At 71.7% G+C, this 21,703-nt stretch carries 15 protein-coding genes; 5 read left to right on the forward strand and 10 right to left on the reverse strand.

Annotated elements, in window-relative coordinates; all coding sequences use genetic code 11:
- Nucleotides 1-2: 2 nt before the first annotated feature.
- Entirely contained in the window at nucleotides 3-3,476 is a 3,474-nt protein-coding gene (locus VFZ09_RS32860) for a hypothetical protein (protein WP_329731679.1), read from the reverse strand.
- 21 nt (nucleotides 3,477-3,497) lie between these two features.
- On the opposite strand from VFZ09_RS32860, the gene VFZ09_RS32865 reads away from it, so the two are divergent.
- Nucleotides 3,498-4,514 (forward strand): glycosyltransferase, encoded by a 1,017-nt coding sequence (locus VFZ09_RS32865; RefSeq protein ID WP_329731680.1) that lies wholly within the window; start codon nucleotides 3,498-3,500, stop codon nucleotides 4,512-4,514.
- A 6-nt stretch (nucleotides 4,515-4,520) separates the two neighbouring features.
- Here the strand turns inward: VFZ09_RS32865 and VFZ09_RS32870 are convergent, their stop codons facing one another.
- Nucleotides 4,521-5,234, reverse strand: coding sequence for a hypothetical protein (locus tag VFZ09_RS32870; protein ID WP_329731681.1), 714 nt, complete (start codon nucleotides 5,232-5,234; stop codon nucleotides 4,521-4,523).
- A gap of 107 nt (nucleotides 5,235-5,341) precedes the next feature.
- Between VFZ09_RS32870 and VFZ09_RS32875 the strand changes: the two genes are divergently transcribed.
- Nucleotides 5,342-6,946: a S28 family serine protease gene (locus VFZ09_RS32875; RefSeq protein WP_329731682.1), complete on the forward strand. Its 1,605-nt coding sequence runs from the start codon at nucleotides 5,342-5,344 to the stop codon at nucleotides 6,944-6,946.
- A gap of 52 nt (nucleotides 6,947-6,998) precedes the next feature.
- On the opposite strand, the gene VFZ09_RS32880 is transcribed toward VFZ09_RS32875, so the two are convergent.
- From VFZ09_RS32880 to VFZ09_RS32905, 6 genes are all read right to left on the reverse strand, one after another.
- Complete coding sequence (locus tag VFZ09_RS32880) at nucleotides 6,999-7,913, reverse strand: RluA family pseudouridine synthase (RefSeq protein ID WP_329731683.1); 915 nt, start codon at nucleotides 7,911-7,913, stop codon at nucleotides 6,999-7,001.
- A gap of 12 nt (nucleotides 7,914-7,925) precedes the next feature.
- Nucleotides 7,926-8,606, reverse strand: coding sequence for a hypothetical protein (locus tag VFZ09_RS32885; protein WP_329731684.1), 681 nt, complete (start codon nucleotides 8,604-8,606; stop codon nucleotides 7,926-7,928).
- Nucleotides 8,600-9,661: a TadE family protein gene (locus VFZ09_RS32890; RefSeq protein ID WP_329731685.1), complete on the reverse strand. Its 1,062-nt coding sequence runs from the start codon at nucleotides 9,659-9,661 to the stop codon at nucleotides 8,600-8,602. The genes VFZ09_RS32885 and VFZ09_RS32890 overlap by 7 nt, the downstream gene beginning before the upstream one ends.
- Nucleotides 9,661-11,148: a pilus assembly protein TadG-related protein gene (locus tag VFZ09_RS32895; RefSeq protein ID WP_329731686.1), complete on the reverse strand. Its 1,488-nt coding sequence runs from the start codon at nucleotides 11,146-11,148 to the stop codon at nucleotides 9,661-9,663. The genes VFZ09_RS32890 and VFZ09_RS32895 overlap by 1 nt, the downstream gene beginning before the upstream one ends.
- Nucleotides 11,145-11,903: a TadE/TadG family type IV pilus assembly protein gene (locus tag VFZ09_RS32900; RefSeq protein WP_329731687.1), complete on the reverse strand. Its 759-nt coding sequence runs from the start codon at nucleotides 11,901-11,903 to the stop codon at nucleotides 11,145-11,147. Before VFZ09_RS32900 ends, VFZ09_RS32895 begins: the two co-directional genes overlap by 4 nt.
- Nucleotides 11,904-12,005: 102 nt before the next feature.
- On the reverse strand, nucleotides 12,006-12,953 hold the full coding sequence (locus VFZ09_RS32905; protein ID WP_329731688.1) for a C39 family peptidase: 948 nt from the start codon (nucleotides 12,951-12,953) through the stop codon (nucleotides 12,006-12,008).
- 133 nt (nucleotides 12,954-13,086) lie between these two features.
- Here VFZ09_RS32905 and VFZ09_RS32910 point away from each other — a divergent pair, with 133 nt between their 5' ends.
- The 3 genes from VFZ09_RS32910 to VFZ09_RS32920 all read left to right on the forward strand — a co-directional run bounded on the left by VFZ09_RS32910 (nucleotide 13,087) and on the right by VFZ09_RS32920 (nucleotide 19,268).
- Complete coding sequence (locus VFZ09_RS32910; protein ID WP_329731689.1) at nucleotides 13,087-15,843, forward strand: serine/threonine-protein kinase; 2,757 nt, start codon at nucleotides 13,087-13,089, stop codon at nucleotides 15,841-15,843.
- 69 nt (nucleotides 15,844-15,912) lie between these two features.
- Nucleotides 15,913-17,238: a sigma 54-interacting transcriptional regulator gene (locus VFZ09_RS32915; protein ID WP_414640771.1), complete on the forward strand. Its 1,326-nt coding sequence runs from the start codon at nucleotides 15,913-15,915 to the stop codon at nucleotides 17,236-17,238.
- Between the two features lie 215 nt (nucleotides 17,239-17,453).
- Nucleotides 17,454-19,268: a M4 family metallopeptidase gene (locus VFZ09_RS32920; protein WP_329731690.1), complete on the forward strand. Its 1,815-nt coding sequence runs from the start codon at nucleotides 17,454-17,456 to the stop codon at nucleotides 19,266-19,268.
- A gap of 9 nt (nucleotides 19,269-19,277) precedes the next feature.
- Here the strand turns inward: VFZ09_RS32920 and VFZ09_RS32925 are convergent, their stop codons facing one another.
- Nucleotides 19,278-20,915 carry a methyl-accepting chemotaxis protein gene (locus VFZ09_RS32925; protein WP_329731691.1) on the reverse strand — a complete coding sequence of 546 codons (1,638 nt, stop codon included), beginning with the start codon at nucleotides 20,913-20,915 and terminating at the stop codon, nucleotides 19,278-19,280.
- A 5-nt stretch (nucleotides 20,916-20,920) separates the two neighbouring features.
- Nucleotides 20,921-21,703, reverse strand: coding sequence for a phosphate ABC transporter substrate-binding protein (locus VFZ09_RS32930; RefSeq protein ID WP_329731692.1), 783 nt, complete (start codon nucleotides 21,701-21,703; stop codon nucleotides 20,921-20,923).

The raw sequence follows: 21,703 nt of genomic DNA on the forward strand, positions 1-21,703 counted from the left end.
CGTCAGCTGCGCAGCGGGAGGTAGCGCTCGGAGGCGGAGAAGCGCACCAGCTCCACCAGCTCCTGCTCGCTGGACTTGAGCGCCCGCAGCGCCGCCACCGCCGTCCCCGGGCCGCCACACGCGACGAGCCCCGCGCGGTTGGCCGAGTGCCTCGCCGCCTCCGCGAGCGCCGCCGCGTCGAACTCCCGCTGGGCCGACTCCAGCAGCGTCAGCGCCCGGGCCCGCGCGTTGGGGTGCAATGCCTCGCGCACCACCCGGGACTCGGGGCCGAACTCCGTCCCGCCCCGCAGCACCGAGGCGAGAATGGCCACCGCGCGCAACAGTTGATCCTTCTTCAGGCAGCGCAGCGCGAGCAGATCCGGCCCCAGGCAGGACAGCGCCCGTCCGGCGAAGAAGCGCAGCTCCGGCTCCGGCAACCCCTGGCGCACCGCGAGCCGCCCCACCAGCACGCGCGGGGCGCCCGGGTGCACGAGCGAGAACGGCGGCCCGTCGTCCTCGGACAGGAAGACCTCCGGGAGCCGCACGTCGAGGAGGCGGGCCACGGACTGCAGCACCTCCAGGGCGGCCCGGGCGCCAGGGCCCGAGTCCGGCCGGAGCGGCTCGGAGGAGCCCGAGGCCCGTCCGAAGGAGGGGAAGAGCCGGACGAGCGCCTGGCCCACGGAGGCGAGCAGCTCGCCCGCCGGGTTGCGCAGGCCGGGGTGGCGCAGGCCCGCGCGCTCCTCGGGCGTGAGCGTGCGGCGGGGGAACCGGGGGACGCCGTCCTTCTCCCCCATGAGCGCCGCGGCCACCTCCGCCATCAGCGAGCCGCGCGCGGAGTCACCCCGGTTCACGAAGAAGGCCGACAGCTCCCGGTAGGCCGCCGCGTCCAGGGGCCGCTCGCGCACGCGCTCGATGGCCGCCGGCCGCGTCCCCTCCACGGGGGCGGGAGCCGGAGCCGGAGCCGGGGGCTGGGGTGACGCAGGTGCCATGGCCGGAGCCAGCGCCTGCCGGGTGGACGTGGAGGGCGTGAGCGGCTCGGGCGAGGAGACGGAGCCAGGGCCTCGGGCCCGGCGGCGCACGGGGCCCATCTTCCCCGGCGGGGCCTCCCAGGCGATGAAGCGCGTGCTCTCCACGGGCATCGGCGCGTCGGGCGGCTCCTCGGGCTCGGGCGGAGGCGGGCTCGGGGGCGCGGCCTCCCGGGCCGGCGGAGGCGGACGGCCCGGCGCCACGGGCACCGTCACCGCGGGCATCTCGAGCACCGTGGGCGCGGACTCGGGAGGCGCGAGGAACGCCGCGGCCGGAGTGGGCGTGAGCTCCACCGCCCCCGGCGGCGGGATGAGGACATGGGTGCGCGTGCCGCCACTCGACTCCCGCTTGGGGACGGCGCTGCGTGGGGGCTCGGGGTGCGGCACGGGCGCCGCGCGCTCGGAGATGGCCTTGCGCAGGTTCTCCGCCCGGTTGGCGTACACCTGCGCGCGCGCCGCGTCTCCGAGCACCTCCCGGCAGAAGCGTGCCAGCCGCTCCCAGGCGCCGAGCCGCTGCTCATCATCCTCGGTGGCGGTGGCGGCGTGCTCCATCCCCCACGCGGCCTCGCCGTTCTGCCCGAGCGCGATGAGCCGGTCCACCAGCAGCAGCCACGCCTCCTTGTGACCGGGCTCGAAGCGCACCGCCTGGCGCAGCTCGGTGAGCGCGGCGTCGCGCTCGCCTCCGGCCTCCAGCGTGGCCACCAGCTCCAGCCGTACCTTGCGCGCGGCCAGTCCCCTCGGCTCGCGGGCGAGGCGGGCGCGCAGCAGGCGGCTCAACCCGGCCTTGTCGCCGAGCCGCCGCGTCACCTCCAGGAGGTGGTCCTGCGCGTCGATGTCCTCGGGCTCCTCCGCGAGCACCTCCGACCAGGCCCAGTGGGCGAGCCGCGCATCGGCCAGCGGCCCTCCGGCCAGCTCCGCGAGGCACCGCAGTCCCTCGGCGCGGTGGGGCGTGCGGCGGTGCAAGGCGGCGAGCGCGGCGCGCAGACGCTCGGCGGCCCCGGCACGGTCCGCCTCCGGGACACACCGGGCGAGCCCCATCAACCCCGGCAGCGAGTGGGGAGAGATGGCCACCGCGGCCTCGAAGTCCGCGCGGGCGCGGGCGGTCTCTCCGGTGGACAGCAGCCGCTCGCCGCGAGCCAGGAAGGCGGAGGCACGGGCCCGGGGGTTGCTCGCGCGCTGCACCGCCTCGTCGAGCACGCGCCACACCACCCAGTCATCGCCATCGGTGCGCTGGGACACGAGCCGCACCTGCTCGGCGAGCGCGGCATGGTCTCCGGTGAGCGCGACGATCTGCCCGTACACCCGGGCGGCGCCCGCCAGGTCCTGCAGCTCGTTCTCCAGCAGCTCGGCGAGCCGGGTGAGGGTCTCCGCGCGGACGGCCAGGTCCTTCGTGGCATCGGCACGGTCCAGGTAGAACTGCGCCAGCTCGCGCCACGCCCGGCGCGCGATGAGCTGGGCCTCCTGACGCGTCTCCTCGGGGTTCTCCTGCCGGGGCACGAAGGCCCGGGAGGGCTCGGTGTCCTCGTCGCCGCTCCAGGGAATGGGCGAGGGCGTCCTGGCCGCTCCAGCGGGTGGAGGAACGAGCGGGGACTCGAGCCGGGTGACGGGCGCGTCGGTAGAGGTCTCCTCGTCCTCCGGAAAACGCTCGGAGATCTCGAGGGTCGTGCGCCGGTGGCTGGAGGCGTCCCCCACGGAGTCATCCCGGGGCGCGGACGCAGGAGACCCGGCGACCCCGAAGGGCAGACCCGAGGCCTCGACGGTGGCCTCCTCCTCGATCTGCGCCCAGACCTCGGGCAACGCCAGCTCGAGGATGGTGCGGTGCCGATCATCGACGGGCGCCGGAGGCGTGGGCGCCGGGGCGGCAGGGGCACGCGGGACGAAGCGCGAATCCAGCGGGCCCGAGGCCTCCACCGTGTGCTCGTCCTCCAGCCAGGGCGAGGAGAACTCGACGGTCTCGCTCCGATCTCCAGGCACCGGCTCCTCCACTTCTTCCACGAGGGCCTCGCCCTGCACGATGGGAACCGCGAGCGCCTCGGTCTCCGCGTCCCCGGGGCGCGAGAGGCGGCGGAAGAGGACGTCGAGCAACCGGCGGGCGCGGCGGTCCTCGGGGGACTCGTCGACGAGCGCCTGGAGCGCCTCGACGGCGCGGGGGAGCTGGTCCACCCGGCGCAGCACGCGGGCGAGCTGGAGCCGCACGGCGCGGCGCGTCTCCCCGCGGGTGTTGCCGAGCGCGGACGAGAGCAGCGCGATGACGGCGGGCTCGGTCCCCGCGTGCAGCGAGAAGGTGACGAGCACCGAGGCCAGGCGCGACGTCATGGGCAGGGTCCGGCTGGCGCGCACCAGCTCGCCAAAGGCCCGGGCGGCATGGCCCTCCTTCAGCAGACGCGCGGCGCTCTGGCGGTGCCGTTCCACGAGCTCGGACACGCCGGTGCCCGGCCCGGACGGGGCATTGCCGTTTCTCACGCCACCCATGGGTGGGGCAGTCTACACAGGATGCCGCCTCCGGTCGTCACCGTCCTCCTGCCCGCCCGCAACGCCGAGCGCACCGTGGCCCGCGCCGTGGAGAGCCTGCTCGAAGGGACTCTGCGTGAAATCCGGGTGCTCGCGGTGGACGACGGCTCGACGGACGGGACGCGCGCGGTGCTGGACGGGCTGGCGGAGCGGGACGCCCGGGTGGAGGTGCTGGAGGGGGGCGGCCGGGGGCTGGTGGCCGCGCTCAACCTCGCCCTCTCCCATGCCACCTCGCCCTACGTGGCGCGGATGGACGCGGACGACGAGGCGCTGCCCCGGCGCCTGGAGGCGAGCGTCGCGGCCCTGGAAGCGGACCCGGGCCTGGGAGGCGTGGGCACGGGCGTGGAGATGTTCCGGGAGGATCAGCCGGTGAGCCCGTCGATGAGGGACTACGCGGCGTGGCTCAACGGGCTCACCACGCCCGAGCGGCTGTACCGCGAGCGCTTCGTGGAGAGCCCCATCTGCCACCCCTCGGTGTGCCTGCGGCGGGAGGCGGTGGTGGCGGCGGGAGGATGGGAGCACGGCGACTTCCCGGAGGACTATGACCTGTGGCTGAAGCTGATGCACCGGGGCCACGGGATGCACAACCTGCCCGAGGTGCTGCTGCGCTGGAGGGACGGCACGGAGCGGCTGACGCGCACGGACCCGAGGTATGCGCACAAACGATTCATCTGGGTGAAGGCGCGCTACCTGGCACGAAGCCGGGAGGTGGGGAGCAGGCCGCTGACGGTGTGGGGAACGGGACCGGGAGGGCTCACGCTCACGCGCTTCCTGCTGGCGGAGGGAGCGCGGGTGGAGCGCTTCATCGACGTGCACCCGCGCAAGGTGGGCACGCGCATCCACGGGATTCCGGTGGACGCACCGGAGTCGCTGGGAGCGCCGCCCGAGGACACGCACCTCATCGCGGCGGTGGGCGTGCGCGGCATCCGCGATGAGATTCGAGCGGCCCTCACCGCGCTCGGCTGGGTGGAGGGCGTGCACTTCACCTGCGCCGCGTGAAGCGGCCTATGTCTTCTTCAGCCAGACCCGCAGGGGACCGATGGGCTCGAAGCCCAGCGCACACCACGCGGCCAGCTCGTCACCGTGCTCGTACCCCACGAGGGGCAGGCCCGGGAACGCGGCCAGGAGTTGCCCGAGCAGCTCCGCGCGCAGCACTTCGGCCCGTGACTCCGCGAAGAACGTGTTCGACAGGCTCACGACCCCGTCGGCGCGATAGGCGATGGCTCCGGCGACGAGGGTGTCCTCGTGGTACGCGGCGAGGATCTTCACGTCCAAGTCCTCGAGCAGGCCGGGACGGAACACGGCGTGCGAGGGACTCGGCTGACCCCTCCAGGCCGCCTCCCACGCGGTCAGTGCGGCCATGTCGCGGATCTCAACCCAGCGCGCACCGCCAGTGCGGGTGGGAGCCATTCTCTCCGGGGAATAGTGGAGCCACTGCGCGGAGAACAGCTCCTCGAAGCCCAGCGGTGCGAGGTCGAGCGCCGCGAAGCTGTCCTTGACGCCCCAGCGCCCCGGCAGCTCGAGCGCGGAGATCGCCTCCAGTTGCCGGGTCTGTCCCTCCGGCGTGAGCGTGACGACGTTGGGATAGAACGGTGGCACCTGGGCGCGGTTGAGCCACAGCGCATCGGTGAGCTCGCCTGGGTGCCCATGAGTACGGCACACCGCATCGCACCATCGCGCGTTGTTGAAGGCCGCCGCGATTACCGTGTTTCGAGACATGAGACGATCCTAGACGACTCCCGTGTCACCGGTGATGTCCGAGCCATGCGGTACCATCGCGCAGGCAACCCCACGCACGGGGCCTGCTCCCATCCCCAGAGGAGTCCATGCGCTACACCGACCGTGTCACCCGGTCCCTTTTCCTTGTGCCCTCCCTCCTGCTCCTGCTCACCCTGGGAGCCTGCGGCGACAACCCCAAGCCCACCCCGGATGCGGGCGTCGGTGACGCCGGCACGGAGCAACCAGACTCCGGCACGGAGCTGCCGGACGCTGGCACGGGGCAATCCGACGGCGGCACGAATCAATGTGGCACTGGCCTCCTGCCGTTCGTGGAGGCGGTGGCGGACAAGGCCTTCCTGCAGGACACGTCGGTGGACATCCTGGAGCGGCTGCGCGCCATCCCCGGGCTCACCGTTCAGGAGAACCCCAACGGAGCGCGCGTCCCCGCCGGCTACCGCTTCTTCATCATGCAGTACGACCAGCCGGCCGATCATTCCCACCCGGAGTGCCAGCGCTTCCAGCAGCGCCTGACGTTGCTGCACACGTCGGACACGGCGCCCATGGTGCTCTACACCGGTGGCTACTACGTCTCCACGGGCACGGTCCGGCGCGAGCTGACCTCGCTGCTGAGCGCCAACCAGCTCTCCGTCGAGCACCGCTTCTTCCCGCCGAGCCGCCCCGAGCCCGCGGACTGGAGCCTGCTGACCCTCGAGCAGTCCGCCGCGGACTTCCACCGCATCGTCCAGGCCTTCAAGCCCCTCTATGGTGGCCGCTGGCTGTCCACGGGGGCCAGCAAGGGCGGTGAGACGATGGTGTTCTTCCGGCGCTTCTACCCGAACGACGTGGACGCGACGGTGGCCTACGTGGCGCCCTTCGCGCGCAAGGATGACGCGCGCTTCCCCGCCTTCATGCATGCCGTGGGTGGCGACGCCCAGGCCTCCTGCCGCGAGCGCATCCACACCTTCCAGCGCACGGTGCTGGGGCGCCGCGAGGAGATGCTCGGGCTGTTGCGCACCTACGCGCAGAACAACGGGCTGACGTTCACACAGCTCGGCTTCGAGCGGGCGCTGGAGCATGCCGTCCTCGAGACCTACTTCGGCTTCTGGCAGTACAACTCCCCGGCCAACTGCGACCTCTTCCCGGGGAGCGAGGCGACGGGCGCGGAGCTGCTGGACGTGATGAACTCCATGGTGGGTCTGGCCACGTTCGCCGATAACGGTTCCAGCGGCCTCGGCTACTACGCGGCCTATTACTACCAGGCGTCGGTGGAGCTGGGCTGGCCCGGGGCGTACGACGACTTCCTCGGCGACCTCATCCACTTCCCGGACACGGACATCGCGCCGGTCTATGCACCGCCCGGCCTGCCGCTCGTCTTCCGCGATTCCGCCATGCAGGACATCCAGGACTGGGTGTCCACGCAGGGCGAGCGGTTGATGTTCATCTACGGCGAGCTCGATCCCTGGAGCGCGGCGGCCGTCTCGCTGGGCGGCGCCAGGGACTCCTACCTGTACACGGTGCCGGGCGGAAACCATGGCAGCAACATCAGCAGGCTTCCCGAGCTCCAGTTCTCCGAGGCCGTCGGGACGGTGCGCCGCTGGGCGGGGCTCCCCACCGTCGGGCTGAAGAGCACGCTCCCGGCCCGGGTGGAGCCCCAGTTCGATGAGTTCGCCCCCCACCTCCCGCCGCGCCTGCGTCAGCGCACCACACCGTAGCGGGCCGGACGGAGGAAGCTCACCCCCAGGAGGGCCTGGCCCCCCCGGGCCTTCATCGCCCGGTGATACCCGCCGCCGCGAAGAAGCGAGCGAGATCCTCGGGAATGGGCGCCTCGAACCGCACGGGGGCGCCCGTGCGCGGGTGTCCCAGCTCCAGCGCCTGGGCATGCAGCAGGCAGCGCGGGGCCTCGATTCCTCCCGCCCGCGAGGCGCCGCCGTAACGCTTGTCCCCGAGGATGGGTGCCCCCAGCGCCGTCAGGTGCGCGCGCAGCTGATGGGTCCGCCCCGTCCGCGGCAGCAGCTCCACCAGGCAGAAGTCCGGCCCCGCGTGCAGCACCCGGTACTCGGTGAGCGCGGGAATCCCATTCGCCGCGCGGGTGGCCCGCCAGCGTCCCGGCCGCGACGGATCCTTCGACAGCGGCAGATCAATCGTGCCCTGGGCCGGCAGCGGCACCGGCCCCACCGCCGCCAGGTAGCGCTTGCGTGCCCGGCCCTCGCGGAACTCCTCCGCCAGCGCCGTGGTCGCCTGGGGCGTCTTCCCGAACACCGTCACCCCGGACGTCTCCCTGTCCAACCGGTGCACCAGGCCCGCGGGCCGCTTCAGGTACTCGCCCACCCGGTCCACCAGGCTGTCCCCCACCCGCCCCTCCGTGGGCTGCGCCGTCATGCCCGCCGGCTTGTCCACCGCGATGATGTCCGCGTCCTCGTGGAGTATCCGCAACGTGGGCGCGGAGGCCGGCGGCGCCGCGAGCGGGCTCTGTCCGCCCTCCTCCAGCACCACCGTCACCACCTGCCCCGCCGTCAGCCGCGTCCCCGCGTCCCGGCTCCGGCGCCCGGCCACGTACACCGCTCCCACGCCCACCAGGCGCTCCGCCTCCTCGCGAGGCACGCCCAGCTCCTCCGCCAGCGCCTCACCCAGGGGACGGCCCGTGTGGGCGGCTTCGACTCGGAAGGTGCGGCGCTTCATGGGCGCGAGTCCCTACCGCGTTTCCGGCTCGGGCTCCAGCGGAGGCAGCGCTCCAGCCGTCTTGAGGAAGAGGACGACCTGGACCCAGCCCCCCTCCTGCGAGAGCGACAACCGGAGCTCCTGCGCCTGGCGCTGGAAGACCTGGGGGGACTCCTCCTTGAATCCGGAGCGCGTGAGCTGCTCCCGGTACCAGCCTCGCACGTCGGCCTCCTTGCCGGGGGCCCGGTAGGTGAGCGTCCGTGCGCCCTCGAGATCCGCGGAGAGGACATTCATGGCCCCGGCGTACACGGGCGGGAACCGCGGAGGAGCGGCGGGCTTCGCCTCCCCCAGCCGCGCCTGGCCGAGCACCACCGTGGTCAGCCCTCCGGGCTCGGGCGTGAGGATGACGGTGTACGAGGTGAAGGTCCGCGTATCCAGCGCGGTGAGGTGGGGCTCGGCGGCGAGCCGGGGCTGCTGGCGCTGGACGTAGAAGCCCGCGTCGTCGAAGGCGGTGGCGAAGTACTGGAGGAGCCGCTCCAGCTTCTCCTTGGAGGTGTAGACCTGGATGCGGACGGGGATGCCGCCCACGTTCATCGTGTCCGGCACGTCCACCACGGACACCAGCCCGGGCACCGTCCACTGGAAGGGCTCGCGGGACGCCTGCGCGGGCGCCGCCGCCAGCATCAGCTTCAGCACCAGCAGGCAGCTCAGCATTCCGGCAACCCCAGGAAGCACGTGTTGGACGGGCGGCGCTTGGGCGATGGCTCGTGGTCCACGCCACCGGTGTTCCTCGGCCGATCCACCTCGTCCTGGGACTCGCCGCGCGGGGTATCCAGCTCGACGTAGTCGTCCTCCTCGCCGCGGTAGCTCATGAAGAAGCCGCTCTCGTCGATGGGGCTCTCGCCGACGAAGAACTCGGCGAACTTCGTGGCATCGCGGCCGGCGGAGCGCCCGTTGGCGTCGAACACCTTCATGGCCGCGTAATAGAAGGCCCGGTTCTCCGCGCAGGGGACGTTCGGCTGCTCGGGCTGGAGGGGGCAGTGCCCGCTCACCTCGGGATCCGAGAAGCCGAAGTCTCCCAGGAGGATGCCGTAACGCCCCTGGCAGCGGCCTCCCACGGCGCGGCCCGTGGCACACGCCTTCATCTTCAGCAACGTGGAGTGCTTCTCCCGGAAGAAGCCGCCCTCCCCTTCCAGGAAGGACCTGGGCAACGAGGGCAGCCCCTCCAGGTGGGCCTCGGCGGAGCAGCTGATGCCGCCCACGTTCTCGTAGATGCCATCGAGCACGCTGTCCGTGGGCTCTCCCACGTCCTGTCCGGGCGGGTAGGTGCCCCAGTTGCCGGGCCGCGGCTCCCGCAGCGCGGGGCGCCGGCTCCGGGGAAGATCGAACTCCACGTCCTCGTCCCGGGCGCACCGCACCCGCATGTCCTCTACCCGGGTGAAGACCTGGGTGATGTGCGTACGGGGGCTCGCGAAGGAGCTGCGTCCGTCGAAGTCGCGGTAGCGCTCCTGGGCATTGGCCATCACCCGCGGGGCGATGGAGGAGAAGGCCCCGAAGTCGCTCACGTGATCGCGCTGCTCCAGCATCCGGTGCACCCGGAACGCGGTGCTGTCCCAGAGCGGGGAGACGGCCGCCTCGTGCACCTTGAGCGACAGGTAGCCCACCTCGGCGAAGTGGATGCCGAACATCACCACGGTGACGAAGACGAGCAGGCCCAGCGCCAGCTCCAGCGTGGACTGCCCTCGCGCGTCATGCCGGAAGGCCCGCATCAGTGCACTCCCTTGTAGCCCGCCGAGATGAGCTGACGGTAGGCCTCGGCCGCGGGGCCTCCCACGGTGTCCGGGATGTCGGTGCCACCGCGCCGCAGGTCTCCCCCGCTGTCGATGTCCGCGGCCACGAGCGTGGCGCGCCAGAAGGGATTCCAGAGGTTGGGCGGCTCGTTCCAGCGTCCGCGCCGGTGGTAGTAGGCCAGCCCGGTGGCGAGCGCGTTCTGCACGCTGATGTCCGTGCCATCCCCCAGGACGATGCCGTGGCTGTCGAACGTGCGGACGCCCTCGGGGGTGAAGTGGAAGCGGAAGAGGAGGTTCCATGGATCGCTCCGCAAACCCCGCACCTTGTAGTCCCGCTGGGCGAGCGCGAAGAGCTTCGGCTGGGCCCAGAGGTTGCCGTTCGAGTCGTCGGCCGTGTTGTACGTCATGCCTCCGATGAAGGTGCTCGGGCAGTAGATGCGGGGCCAGCACGACAGGAGCGTGTGCCGGTACTGCTTCTCCATCCCCGGATCCTCCGATCCGAGCACGGGCGAGGTGGGCGTCCACCAGTGGTTGTCGGTGCCATCCTCGAGGTCGGTGGCCTTCACGCCGGCCGTGGCCCTCACGCGGAAGGGAGCGCAGCCGGGGAAGGTGACCTCCACCAGGGCATGGTCCTCGGCCCAGGTGAACCAGGCCTTGTCCGCGCGCCCGCCGTGCCCGAGCGCCGAGCCCCAATAGGCGCTGCCGCCACCATTGACGATGCGCGCCCGGCCTCCCGCCGCGCCCAGCGCCCCCAGGATGCCCCGGTCCCCCGTGAAGGCCGGCACGCCCTGGCGGCGGGTGGTGAAGATGTAGCCGCGGGTGGCCATGGCCATGTCCAGGGCGTGGCCGCTGCCCCCGGAGGTGGCGTGGATCAGCTCGTTCACGGACACCTGCGTCGGTCCCGCGCGCAGCTCCTGGCTGTACGGGCTGCCCTTGCTCGCCAGCGACGCCAGCTGCGCGACGAACGAGGCATCCCCTCCGGCGACCGCCTGCTGCAGCCGGCCGAACATCTCCCCCTGCATGCGCCCCAGGTGTCCGCCGATCAGCTGGATGTTGTAGGCCTGCACGCCGGCCCGGGCATCCAGCTCGTGCCACTTCTGCTCAATGGCCGCGTTCTGCTCGTCCAGGGCCACCAGGGCCTCGGCGGCGGCGGGACACCCCTGCGCGGCCATGCGGGCGGCGTTGAGGTTGGCGCGCATCATGCTGGTCCAGCTGGTGAGGCTCAGCACTCCGGACATGGCCACCAGGTGGCCCGTCTGGGCGCGGCGCATGAGGGCGATGCTGTTGAAGGTGCGCGCGGTGGCCACCGCGCTGCTGTAGGCGGCCAGGTCCGCCACGCTCTGCGTCTCCATCTTCTCGCGCACCTTCATGGAGAACGAGAGCGTGAGACACACCATGACGGTGACCAGCAGCATCGTCAGGCTGAAGAGCACCAACGCCTGGCCTCGAGCGCGGGGGAAGCTCATAGGCCCTCCGGAGTCAGGGGGCAGTTCTGCGTCGCGAAGTAGCGCGGGCGCGCGGGCGTCATCATCCGCATGGCGTAGCTGGCCTGGAGCGGAAAGACGTAGTCCTGGCGCGTGGCGCGCTCGAGCATCTCCTCGCGGATGGCCACGTCGAGCGAGGGAGGCGCCCGGCCACCCCACCGCGCGGTGCGGACCGGGATGAGCGGATCCGTGGACGAGTACTCCCGCAGCCCGAGCTGGGCCAGGAACATCCGCCCCAGCACCCAATTGGCGAAGGGGATGCGCATGGGGAACCAGAAGACGAGCCGCGCCTCCAGCCGCACCACGTCCTCCACGCCGCCGTAGCGGTTGACGTCGTCGAAGGACTCCTCCTCGTTGCCGGGGATGGAGCCGCGCAACGGCCGCTCACGGGCAATCCACACGATGGCGCCCGAGTGCCCCGAGTCACGTCCGGGGTGGTAGCGGTTGTCCCGGTGGTTGCGGAAGGCCCCCCCGAGCGCCGCCGGCGAGTCCGTCCGGGCGAACGTGGGCAGCAGCACCCCGATGGCCGCGTGCGTCATCGCCTCGCAGTCCCCGTGCTTGACGCTGCCCGTGCGCACGGCGCGGAACGCCGCGTACTCCGTCAGCGTCCGCGCCTGCAGCAGCAGGAAGAGCTGCAACGTCCCCAGCAGCAGGAAGATCGTCAACGGCAGGGTGAGCGCCGCCTCGACCGTCGCCTGGCCAGACTCTCCGACCCTGGTGCGGTCCCTGCGACTCATGGCGGCGTACCCTGCGCCCTCCCTCGTTCCGAAATCCATACGACATCCAGACGAAACCGTGAAACCGGTTTTTCAGGAATGTGAAATGGATTTCAGTCCGGCTCAGGAGGACTCGCGGCCGAAGCGCCAGGACATGGAGCCACCGCCCGGCGTATTGCCGAGCGCCTCCGCGTTCTTCACGGACTCCTGGGCCAGCACGGGCGCGGGCTCCGGGGTCTGCGCGTTCTCCAGGAGGAGCACGCCGCCGGACTGGTGGGCGTTGCGCCCGGTGTCGATGGCCTTGTTCAGCTCCTCGCCCTTCACGAAGTAGCTGGAGGCGCTGCCCGGGTCCTTCACCATGAAGCGGCCCTGGTCGTCCATGCCGTCGATGACGACCCAGTGCGCCTTGCCGGGCGCCTGCGCGCTCCCCTTGGTGGAGATCTCATTGGAGTCCACCATGGCCACGGCCTTGCCACCGCTCTTCAGGGTGCCCTCCAGCGCGTTCTTGTCGACGCGGGTGTTGCCGCCCTTCACCTTGATGCCCTCGTTGGCCAGCATGTTGGCCATCTCCTTGGGCGTGGTGCCATCCTTGGTGCCGTAGCGCGAGCCCAGCTCGTCCATCAGCTGCTCGCCGGACACCGCCTCCTTGCCGCCCTTGGCCTTGGTCAGCATGGCCGCCGCCGCCGCGCCGCAGTTGTCGTCCTCGGTCTGCTGGAGCACCGGCGTGGCGCTGGACCACTTGCCCTTCTCGAACTGGTCCCCGGCCACCACGTTGCGCGACTCGTTGACCGAGTTGGCCAGCTCCTTCAGGGACTTCGTCTCCACCGGCGCCAGCTGCTCCAGCTCGGGGGCGATCGCCTGCACCACCTCGGCGAACTTCGCCTCCCACTCCTTCTGCACCTTGCACACCTGCTCGAAGAGATCGCGGCTCCCCGGCACGAACGGGGCGGGGGTGTTGGCCGGCGCGGTCGGAGTCGTGGGCGACGTGGGAGCCTGGACACGGCTCTGCGAGGGAAGCTCCAGCGCCCGGCTCAGGGCGTTACCCAGCATCGAGGACAGTTTCACGCTCATCTCGCATCCCACCTGATTTGGAAAATCGCGAATCTTGCGTATTTATCGGCGCGCGCCGTCCGAAGTTTCTTCGGACAGCGCACAATGTAGTCTTTTTCCACAGAAACCGTCCAGTTAGAATGTCCTGCATCCCATGAGAGACCCGAAGAGCCGGAGCAAGGGGAAGGGCACGCGCGAGTCCGCGCCGAACACGGGCAGGTCCCGGTCCCAGCGGGGCCGGGCGCCGGAGGACGTGCCTCCCGTCTCCCAGGTGGGGCGCTACCTCCTGTTGGAGCGGCTCGGCCAGGGCGGCATGGGGGTGGTGTACGCGGCGTTCGATCCGGATCTGGACCGGAAGGTGGCCCTCAAGCTGTTGCAGCCGTCGGACGGGCAGTCGGCGTCGGAGACGGCACGGGCCCGGCTGCTGCGCGAGGCCCAGGCCATGGCCCGGGTGTCCCATCCCAACGTCATCCCCATCTTCGACGTGGGGGTGTGGGGGGAGCAGGTGTTCCTCGCCATGGAGTTGGCGGACGGGGGCACGCTGAGCGGCTGGTTGGAGGAGGAGCACTCCTGGCGCGAGGTGCTGGAGCGCTTCCTGGCGGCGGGCCGGGGGTTGCAGGCGGCCCACGAGGCGGGGCTGGTGCACCGCGACTTCAAGCCGGCCAACGTGCTGGTGAGCCGGGCGGGCCGCGTGTACGTCACGGACTTCGGCCTGGCGCTCCAGGTGGGGGCGCCTCCCCAGGAGGACGACGCCCTGTCCGAGGAGGCCCGGGAGCTGATGGCGCCCGAGCGCCGGATGCTGGAGGCCAACCTCACCCAGACGGGCGTGGTGCTGGGCACGCCCAACTACATGTCCCCGGAGCAGTACCAGGGGCGCGAGGTGGACGCGCGCTCGGATCAATTCAGCTTCTGCGCGGCGCTGTACTGGGGCCTCTACCGCAAGCGCGCCTTCGAGACCTCGCGCATGCGGGCGTTCGCCACGTCGCGCTCGCAGCCGGATGCGTCGGCGCGCACCGAGCCCATGGAGCCGGAGCCGATCCCCACGGATCTCATCCAGGAGCCGCCGCGCGACAAGAAGGTGCCGGCGTGGGTGAAGCAGGCGCTGATGCGCGGGCTGGCGCTGGAGCCCTCGGCGCGCTTCCCGTCGATGAAGGCGCTGCTGGAGGCGCTGTCGCAGGAGCAGCGGCGGGTGAAGCGGCAGCGGTGGGTGGCGGCGGCGTGCACGGCGGCGGTGGGGCTGGCGGTGGTGGCGGGCACGGCGTACCGGCAGACCCGGCTGTGCACGGGCGCGGGCGAGCTGATGGCCGGAGTGTGGGAGCCGGCGGCGAAGGGCAGGCTGGAGGCGGCCTTCCTCGCCACGAAGCGGCCCTTCGCGAAGGAGACGGCGGCGCGCGTGTCGGGGGTGCTGGAGGAGTACGCGGCCGCGTGGACCCGGCAGCGCACCGAGGCGTGCGAGGCCACGCGCGTGCACGGGACGCAGCCCGAGGAGCTGCTGTCGCGGCGCGTGGTGTGCCTGGAGCGGCGGCGCAAGGACCTGGGGGCGCTGGTGACGCTGCTGTCCGAGGCGGATGGGCCCCTGGTGGAGAAGGCGCTGGACGCGGCGCACGCGCTGCCCGCGTTGCAGGAGTGCGCGGACGTGGAGTCGCTCTCCGAGCAGCAGCGGTTGCCGTCGGATCCGGCGAAGCGCGCGGAGATCGCCCGGCTGGAGGAGCGGCTCGCCGAGGTGAAGGCGATGGTGGACGCGGGCCGCTACCCGTTGGCGCTGGAGAAGGCGCGCCAGTGGGAGGCGCCGGTGCTGGCCACCGGGCACCTGCCGCTGGTGGCCGAGCTGCGCTTCCACGTGGGTTGGATTCAGGAGCAGCTGGGGGAATCGGCCGAGGCGTCCAAGCTGCTGTCGCGGGCCGTCTACGACGCCGAGGCGGGACGGGCGGACCGGCTGAAGGTGTCCATCCTCAACAAGCTGCTCTTCGTGGAGGACGGGCAGCGGCACTTCGGACAGGCGGAGGGCTGGGGCGGGCTGGCGGAGGCCACGCTGCAACGCCTGGGGGGAGATCCGTTGCTGGAGAGCGACGTGCGGGTGAACCGGGCCAACCTGGCCATCTCCCAGTCGAAGCTCCCGGAAGCGAAGGCGCTGCTGGAGCAGGCGAGGCAGATCCACGCGAAGGTGCTGCCCTCGGGCCATCCGAAGCGGGCGCGCACCACGTTCCTGCTCGGGCGCGTGATGCGGGACATGGGCGAGTACGCGAAGGCGTTGCCGCTGCTGGAGGAGGCGCTGAAGCAGACGGAGGCCTCGGTGGGCGCGATGCACCCGGACATGGCGCGGCGCCACGTGATGCTGTCCTGGACGCTGCGGGACATGGGCCAGCACGAGAAGGCACTGGAGCATGCGCGCGAGGCGGCCCGCATCCGCGAGGCCACGTTCGGCAAGGACAGCATGCCCACGGCGGAGGCGCTGGACGAGCTGGGCATGTGCCTGCTGGAGCTCGAGCGCTACGACGAGGCGCTGCCCATCTACGAGGCGGCGCTCGCGGCCAAGCGCAAGGCGCTGCCCCCCGAGGACATGCTGCTCCAGCCCTCGTATGACGGCGTGGGCCAGGCGCTGCTGGGCCTGAAGCGGGAGCGGGAGGCGATCGAACCGCTGAAGCAGGCCGTCACCTTCACCGAGGTCCCGCCCGACCTGCTGGCGGTGTCGGGCTTCGCGCTGGCCCGGGCGCTCTGGGTGTCCGGCCAGCAGCCAGAGGCTCGTGCCGAGGCGGCCAGGGCCCGCGAGCGCTTCACGCAGGCCGGACTGGCGCCGAAGGTGTCCGAGGTGGACACCTGGCTGGAGTCGCTGCCGAAGGAGGAGGCGCCCAAGAAGGAGAAGTCCAGGCGCCGCCAGGCGAAGCCCACCCGCCGCCCGACGCGCTTGTAGAAGCGGTGTCCCGAGGACGTGGAGCGTGGTAGCGTCCACTGCGTGGCGGCGCACGAAGATGAAGAGACCCTGGGCGCGACAGTGCCCCTCCACCGTGCCGGTCCAGCACAGCTGCGGTTGAAGCTGCTGGTGCTCTCCGGCCCGGAAGCGGGACGCAGTCATCCGCTCGAGCACGGCGAGTACACGGTGGGCAAGGCCCCCACGTGCGACATCGTCCTGAGTGACAAGACCATCTCGCGGCAGCACCTGAAGCTGCAGGTGCACGAGGAGCACGTGCTCGCGGTGGACCTGGACTCGCGCAACGGCTCCTTCTGCGAGGGGCTGCGCTTCTCCCAGCTGGAGCTGCGCGCGGGCAGCGTCATCACCCTGGGCACCACCGAGCTCAAGGTGGTGCCGGAGGACACGCGGGAGCGCTCGCTGCTGCTCTCGTCGCGCGAGAGCTTCGGCGCCCTGGTGGGCAGCAGCCGGAAGATGCGCGAGGTCTTCACCCTGCTGGAGCGCATGGCGCCCGGCGGCTCGGACGTCCTCATCCAGGGCGAGACGGGCACGGGCAAGGAGCTGTGCGCCGAGGCGCTCCACCAGGAGAGCCCACGCCGCAAGGGGCCCTTCATCATCGTGGACCTGGCGGGCATCGCTCCCTCGCTCATCGAGTCGGAGCTCTTCGGCCACGTGAAGGGCGCCTTCACCGGCGCGCAGTCCGACCGCGCCGGAGCCTTCGAGCGGGCCAGCGGCGGCACCGTCTTCCTGGACGAGGTGGGCGAGCTGCCCTTGGATCTGCAGCCCAGACTGCTGCGCGTGCTGGAGCGCCGGCAGGTGAAGCGGGTGGGCGCCAACGACTACCGCACGGTGGACATGCGCGTGGTGGCGGCGACGCACGTGGACCTGGAGGGCGCGGTGAAGGCGGGCAAGTTCCGCCGGGACTTGTTCCACCGGCTCGCCGTGCTGCGCGTCACCCTGCCCCCCCTGCGCGAGCGGCCCGAGGACATCCCCCTGCTCATCGACACCGTGCTCGGACGGATGGGCAAGCCGCCCAGCACGCTGTCGGCGCAGACGCGCGCCCTGCTCGCCCAGTACCCGTGGCCCGGCAACGTGCGCGAGCTGCGCAACGTGGTGGAGCAGGTGGTGAACCTGGGCGAGGAGGCACTCCCGGAGATGCCCGCGCTCGAGGGAGGCCCGGACGGCGGGCCGCGCACCAGCACGGCCGAGTTGGAGCTGCCCTTCAAGGAGGCCAAGGAGCGCCTCATCGAGGGCTTCGAGCGCGACTACCTCGAGAGCCTCATCGAGCGCTGCGAGGGCAACATCTCCCGGGCCTCGCGCGAGGCCGGCATCGACCGCGTCTACCTGCGCAAGCTGCTGCGCAAGCACGGGCTCGAGGACCGCGACGGCGGCGCCTGAGGTGGGGTGGTGACGGCTGTCACCAGGCCGTGACAGGTGTCATCAGGGGGGAGACCGGTGCGGCGTGGTGACGGCTGTCACCAGCCCCGGGCGGAGTTCGGCGGGCAGCTCGTGTGAATTCAAGGGCTTCGGGTTCGGGCGCCATGACGCGATGCGTTGGCACACAACCTACTCCTCACTGCGCACGAGAACTACTCACGGAAAGAACTCGAGCCATGCAGATCTCCCACCGCCCCCAGAAGCCGTCCGTCGCCTCCACCTCCACGCCCGTCACGCCCCGCGAGCTCCCGGTGGGCTCGCCGAAGAGCCAGGCCTCCCGTACCGCCACGGGCTTCGAGGCGGCGTCGAGCTTCGCGCCCACCCGCAAGGGCACCCAGGTGGCGCTCACCGCGCAGCAGGCCGCCTCGCCCACCACGGGCCCCCTGGCGCTGAACAGCCCGCAGGCGCAAACCGCCATCCAGAAGTCGCTCGAGTTCCTGCAGCAGCAGACGGGCTCGCTGGCCCGCGGCGTGGCGCCCGGCGCCGGCATCTCCCAGGCCGTCACGCCCCGCTCCGTCGAGCGCGACGCGCTGGGCATGACGCACGTGCGCCTGGACCGCACGCACGAGGGCGTGAAGGTGTTCGGCGAGCAGCTCATCAGCCACCTGGATCAACAGGGCAAGGTGGCGGGCCTCACGGGCAACGTCTCCACCATCCCCGCGGGGCTGGGCTCGCAGCCGGTGAAGCTGACGGCCAACGACGCCCTGGCCATCGCGCAGAAGGACTTCGCCGGCCGGACGGACCGCGCGCCCACCGCCGAGCGCGTCATCTACCAGGGCAAGGACGGCAACTACCACTCGGCCTTCCACGTGGAGCTCACGCACACCCAGGGCCTCGAGGGCGACGAGCGCCCCCGGCGGATGAACTACCTGGTGGACGCCAACAGCGGCGGGATGCTCACGAGCTTCAACCAGATGGGCGGCATCGAGCTGCCCCAGGCCCGCGCGGGCGGCTCCACGGGTGGCGCCACGCCCACAGCTCCGGCTCCGGCGCCCGGCAAGCCCACCCCGCCCGCGACGGGCAAGGCGGATGACACCAGCCTCTACAGCGGCAAGGTGGAGCTCTCCACGACGAAGAACGCGGATGGCACGTTCAGCCTGGAGGACGCGAGCCGCGGCAAGGGCGTGGTGACGCTGGACGCGCAGAACAAGGAGCAGGCCACCCGGCCGGTGAAGATCACCGACAAGAACGACGTGTGGGGCGAGGCGGCGGACCCCACGCGCAACCGCGCGGCGGTGGACGCGCACTACGGCGCGCAGATGACGTACGACTTCATGAAGGACGTGCTGGGCCGCGACTCGCTGGACGGCAAGGGCGAGAAGCTGGTGTCCAACGTGCACATCAGCACCCACTTCGTGAACGCGTACTGGGACGGCACGCAGATGAACTACGGCGATGGCGACGGGAAGACGGCCGGCCCGCTCACCACGCTGGACATCGCGGGGCATGAGATCGCCCACGGCCTCACCGAGCGCACCGCGGGCCTCCTCTACGAGGGCGAGTCCGGCGGCCTCAACGAGGCGATGAGCGACATCATCGGCTCGGGCGTGGAGTGGTACGCCTCGCAGAAGAACAAGGCGGTGGAGTTCGACTGGAAGGTGGGCGAGGACGCGTGGACGCCGGCCAACGGCACCGGGGACGCGCTGCGCTACATGGACGACCCGACGAAGGACGGCTACTCCGTGGACCACTACAAGAACTACCCGAAGCAGACCGAGGTCCACGGCTCCAGCGGCATCGCCAACAACGCCTTCTACCTGCTGGCCAACGGCGGGAAGAACCGCACCTCCGGCCTCGAGGTGAAGGACGGCATCGGGATGGAGAAGGGCCTCAAGGTCTTCGCTCGCGCCCTGGAGCACTACATGACGCCGAAGACCACCTTCGCCCAGGCCCGCCAGGCCACGGTGCAGGCCGCCACGGACCTGTACGGCGCCAACTCGGCCGAGGTGAAGAAGGTCCAGGAGAGCTGGACCGCGGTGGGCGTGAACTGAGCGGCACGCTCAGAGCCGGAAGCCGGAGAGGGCCTCGGTCAGCCGGGCCGTCGTGCTGCGCAGCTGCTCGGCGGACTGGCGCATGGCATCCACCGAGGCCACCGCCTTGTCCGTCGTGCGCGACAGCTCGCTCACCGCGGAGAAGATCTGCCCCACGCCCTCGTGCTGTTGCTTCACCACCTTCACGATGCGCCGCAGGCTGCTGCTCGACTCCTGCAACATCCGGGTGAGCTCCTCCAGGCGCTCGCCTCCCGTGCGCACCTGCTCCAGTTCCTCCTCCATCCGCGCGCGGCCCCGTGCGGTGATGGCCACCGTGTTGCGCATGGCCCCACTCGAGCGCCTCAACTGCTCACGCACCGCCACCGTCTCCTTCACCGAGCGGTCCGCCAGCGAGCGGATCTCCACCGCCACCACCCGGAAGCCCTGCCCCTCCTGCCCCGCCCTCGCCGCCTCGATGCCCGCCGACAACGCGAGCACGTGACTCTGCTCGGCCAGGTCCCTCACCGTCTCCGTCAGGGTGGACACCTTCACGCTGTGCTCGGCCAGCTCCACCACGTGCTGGGCGATGGCGTCGAACTGGCCGCGCAGCTCCTGGATGCCCCGCAGGCTCTCGGCCAGCACCTCCATGCCGGAGCGGCCCACCTCGTCGGCCCGCTCGGCCGCGCCCAGCACCCCCTCCGCCTGCCGCTCCGCCACCTCCGACGTCTGGCTGATCTCCTCGGCCACCGCGTTCGTCTGCATCACCGCCGCCGCCTGCCGCTCGATGCTGCGCCCCTGCTCGTCCGCCGCGTGCGCCAGCCGCTCCACCGCCTCGGCCATCTCCTGGCCCGCCTGGCGCACCGCCCGCATCAGCTCGCGCAGCTGCGACACCATCTGCCCGAGGATGCGCGAGAGCTGGCCGATCTCGTCCTCCTCGGGAGTGGCGAGCTGCAGGGACAGGTCCCCCTTCTCCACCTGCCGCGCCGCCGCCACCAGGGCCCGCAGGGGCCGGGTGATGGAGCGCCCCACCGCCGTGAGGAACAGCAGCAGGAAGAGCCCGAGCCCCACATCCACCGCCGCGAGCCACCACCGCTCCCGCGCCAGCGTGCGCGCCGCCTCCAGCTCCATCTCGCTGGAGCGCAGGCGCAGGCTGTTGGCCGCCGCCTCGAGCAGCTCGGCCAGCCGCGCGTACCGGCGCGTGTGGGCCCCCTCCAGGAAGTCCGCGAGCACCCGGCTCCGCTCGGCCCCGGGAGCCGCGAAGACGCTCGCACGCACCGCCCGCGCGTAGCCCTCCCAGGCGTCGCGCGCGTCCTCCACGTACAGGCGCGCGTCCGGCGCATCCGTCACCGACAGCGCCCGCTCGAAGCGCACCTCCACGCCCGCGGCGATCTCCTCCCACTGCCGGACCAGCTGCCGCGCCCCGTCCTCGCTGGAGGGCACGAGCATGAGGTGCAGCACCGCGCGAGCGGCGTGCAGCTCTCCCAGCAGGGCCTGGACCGTGTCGTACGTCTCCGCCTGCAGCTTCAGCTGCCGGTGCACGGGGCCGCCCACCTGGAACCGGTCCAGCGTGGACACCTGGAGCGAGTGGCTCGCCAGGAACACCAGGAGGATGCTGACGAGCAGCAGCGAGAGCTTGTGGCGGACCTTCAGGCGGCGCAGCGGGGACATGACGCTCAGCGCGCCTCCCGGACGGGAATGAAGGACTGGCCGACGATGGCCTGGCCCTCGGGCGACATCACATAGTCGAGGAAGTCCTTGAGCGGCCCCTCGGGCACGCCGCGGGTGGCCAGCACCAGGGGCCGGGACAGCGGATAGTCCGCCGTGCGGATCGCCTCGGGCTCGGGCGCCACGCCCTCCACCGGCACCACCCGGACTCCGTGAACGTCGGACGCCAGCGTGCCCCACGACAGCGCGTGCGGATGCGAGGCCACGTAGGACAGGACCTCCCGCGGGTGCGTGAAGCCATGCGTGGGCGCGAACGAGGCGCCCTCCAGCACGGCCTCCCGGAAGAAGTCCGTCGTGCCCGAGCCGGTGGACAGATGCACCGTCACCAGCTCCACGGGCGCATCCGGGCCGCCCACCTCCTTCCAGTTCTTCACCTGCCCGGTGAAGAAGGCCTTGAGCTGGGCCCGGCTGAGGGTGGGGACCGGGTTGTCCGGGTGGACGTACACCGCGAGCGCGGCGTAGCCGAAGATGACGTAATAGGGGTTCCGGGCCTTCTCCGTGCTCTTCAGCGAGCGCGCCATGCCGCCCAGGTCCGCGCGCCCCTCCATCAGGAGCTTGAAGCCCTCGCCGGAGCCGACGTAGTGCTTCGCCTCGACGGGAGGCCCGCCCCGGCGCACGAAGCCCTCGCTGAGCGGGGACAGGACGGTGTCGCTGATGCTGCCGGAGCCCGCGTAGACGAGGGGCGCGCCGCCCCCGGCCGGCCGCTGGCAGCCTCCGAGGAACAACGCCAC

The organism is Archangium sp., assembly GCF_036277355.1.
Taxonomy (GTDB): Bacteria; Myxococcota; Myxococcia; order Myxococcales; family Myxococcaceae; genus Archangium.

Bases quoted from the DNA above. Each gene is read 5' to 3' on its own strand.
- VFZ09_RS32860 (WP_329731679.1), bottom strand. From the start codon at position 3,476: ATGGGTGGCGTGAGAAACGGCAATGCCCCGTCCGGGCCGGGCACCGGC.
- VFZ09_RS32865 (WP_329731680.1), top strand. From the start codon at position 3,498: ATGCCGCCTCCGGTCGTCACCGTCCTCCTGCCCGCCCGCAACGCCGAG.
- VFZ09_RS32870 (WP_329731681.1), bottom strand. From the start codon at position 5,234: ATGTCTCGAAACACGGTAATCGCGGCGGCCTTCAACAACGCGCGATGG.
- VFZ09_RS32875 (WP_329731682.1), top strand. From the start codon at position 5,342: ATGCGCTACACCGACCGTGTCACCCGGTCCCTTTTCCTTGTGCCCTCC.
- VFZ09_RS32880 (WP_329731683.1), bottom strand. From the start codon at position 7,913: ATGAAGCGCCGCACCTTCCGAGTCGAAGCCGCCCACACGGGCCGTCCC.
- VFZ09_RS32885 (WP_329731684.1), bottom strand. From the start codon at position 8,606: ATGCTGAGCTGCCTGCTGGTGCTGAAGCTGATGCTGGCGGCGGCGCCC.
- VFZ09_RS32890 (WP_329731685.1), bottom strand. From the start codon at position 9,661: ATGCGGGCCTTCCGGCATGACGCGCGAGGGCAGTCCACGCTGGAGCTG.
- VFZ09_RS32895 (WP_329731686.1), bottom strand. From the start codon at position 11,148: ATGAGCTTCCCCCGCGCTCGAGGCCAGGCGTTGGTGCTCTTCAGCCTG.
- VFZ09_RS32900 (WP_329731687.1), bottom strand. From the start codon at position 11,903: ATGAGTCGCAGGGACCGCACCAGGGTCGGAGAGTCTGGCCAGGCGACG.
- VFZ09_RS32905 (WP_329731688.1), bottom strand. From the start codon at position 12,953: ATGAGCGTGAAACTGTCCTCGATGCTGGGTAACGCCCTGAGCCGGGCG.
- VFZ09_RS32910 (WP_329731689.1), top strand. From the start codon at position 13,087: ATGAGAGACCCGAAGAGCCGGAGCAAGGGGAAGGGCACGCGCGAGTCC.
- VFZ09_RS32920 (WP_329731690.1), top strand. From the start codon at position 17,454: ATGCAGATCTCCCACCGCCCCCAGAAGCCGTCCGTCGCCTCCACCTCC.
- VFZ09_RS32925 (WP_329731691.1), bottom strand. From the start codon at position 20,915: ATGTCCCCGCTGCGCCGCCTGAAGGTCCGCCACAAGCTCTCGCTGCTG.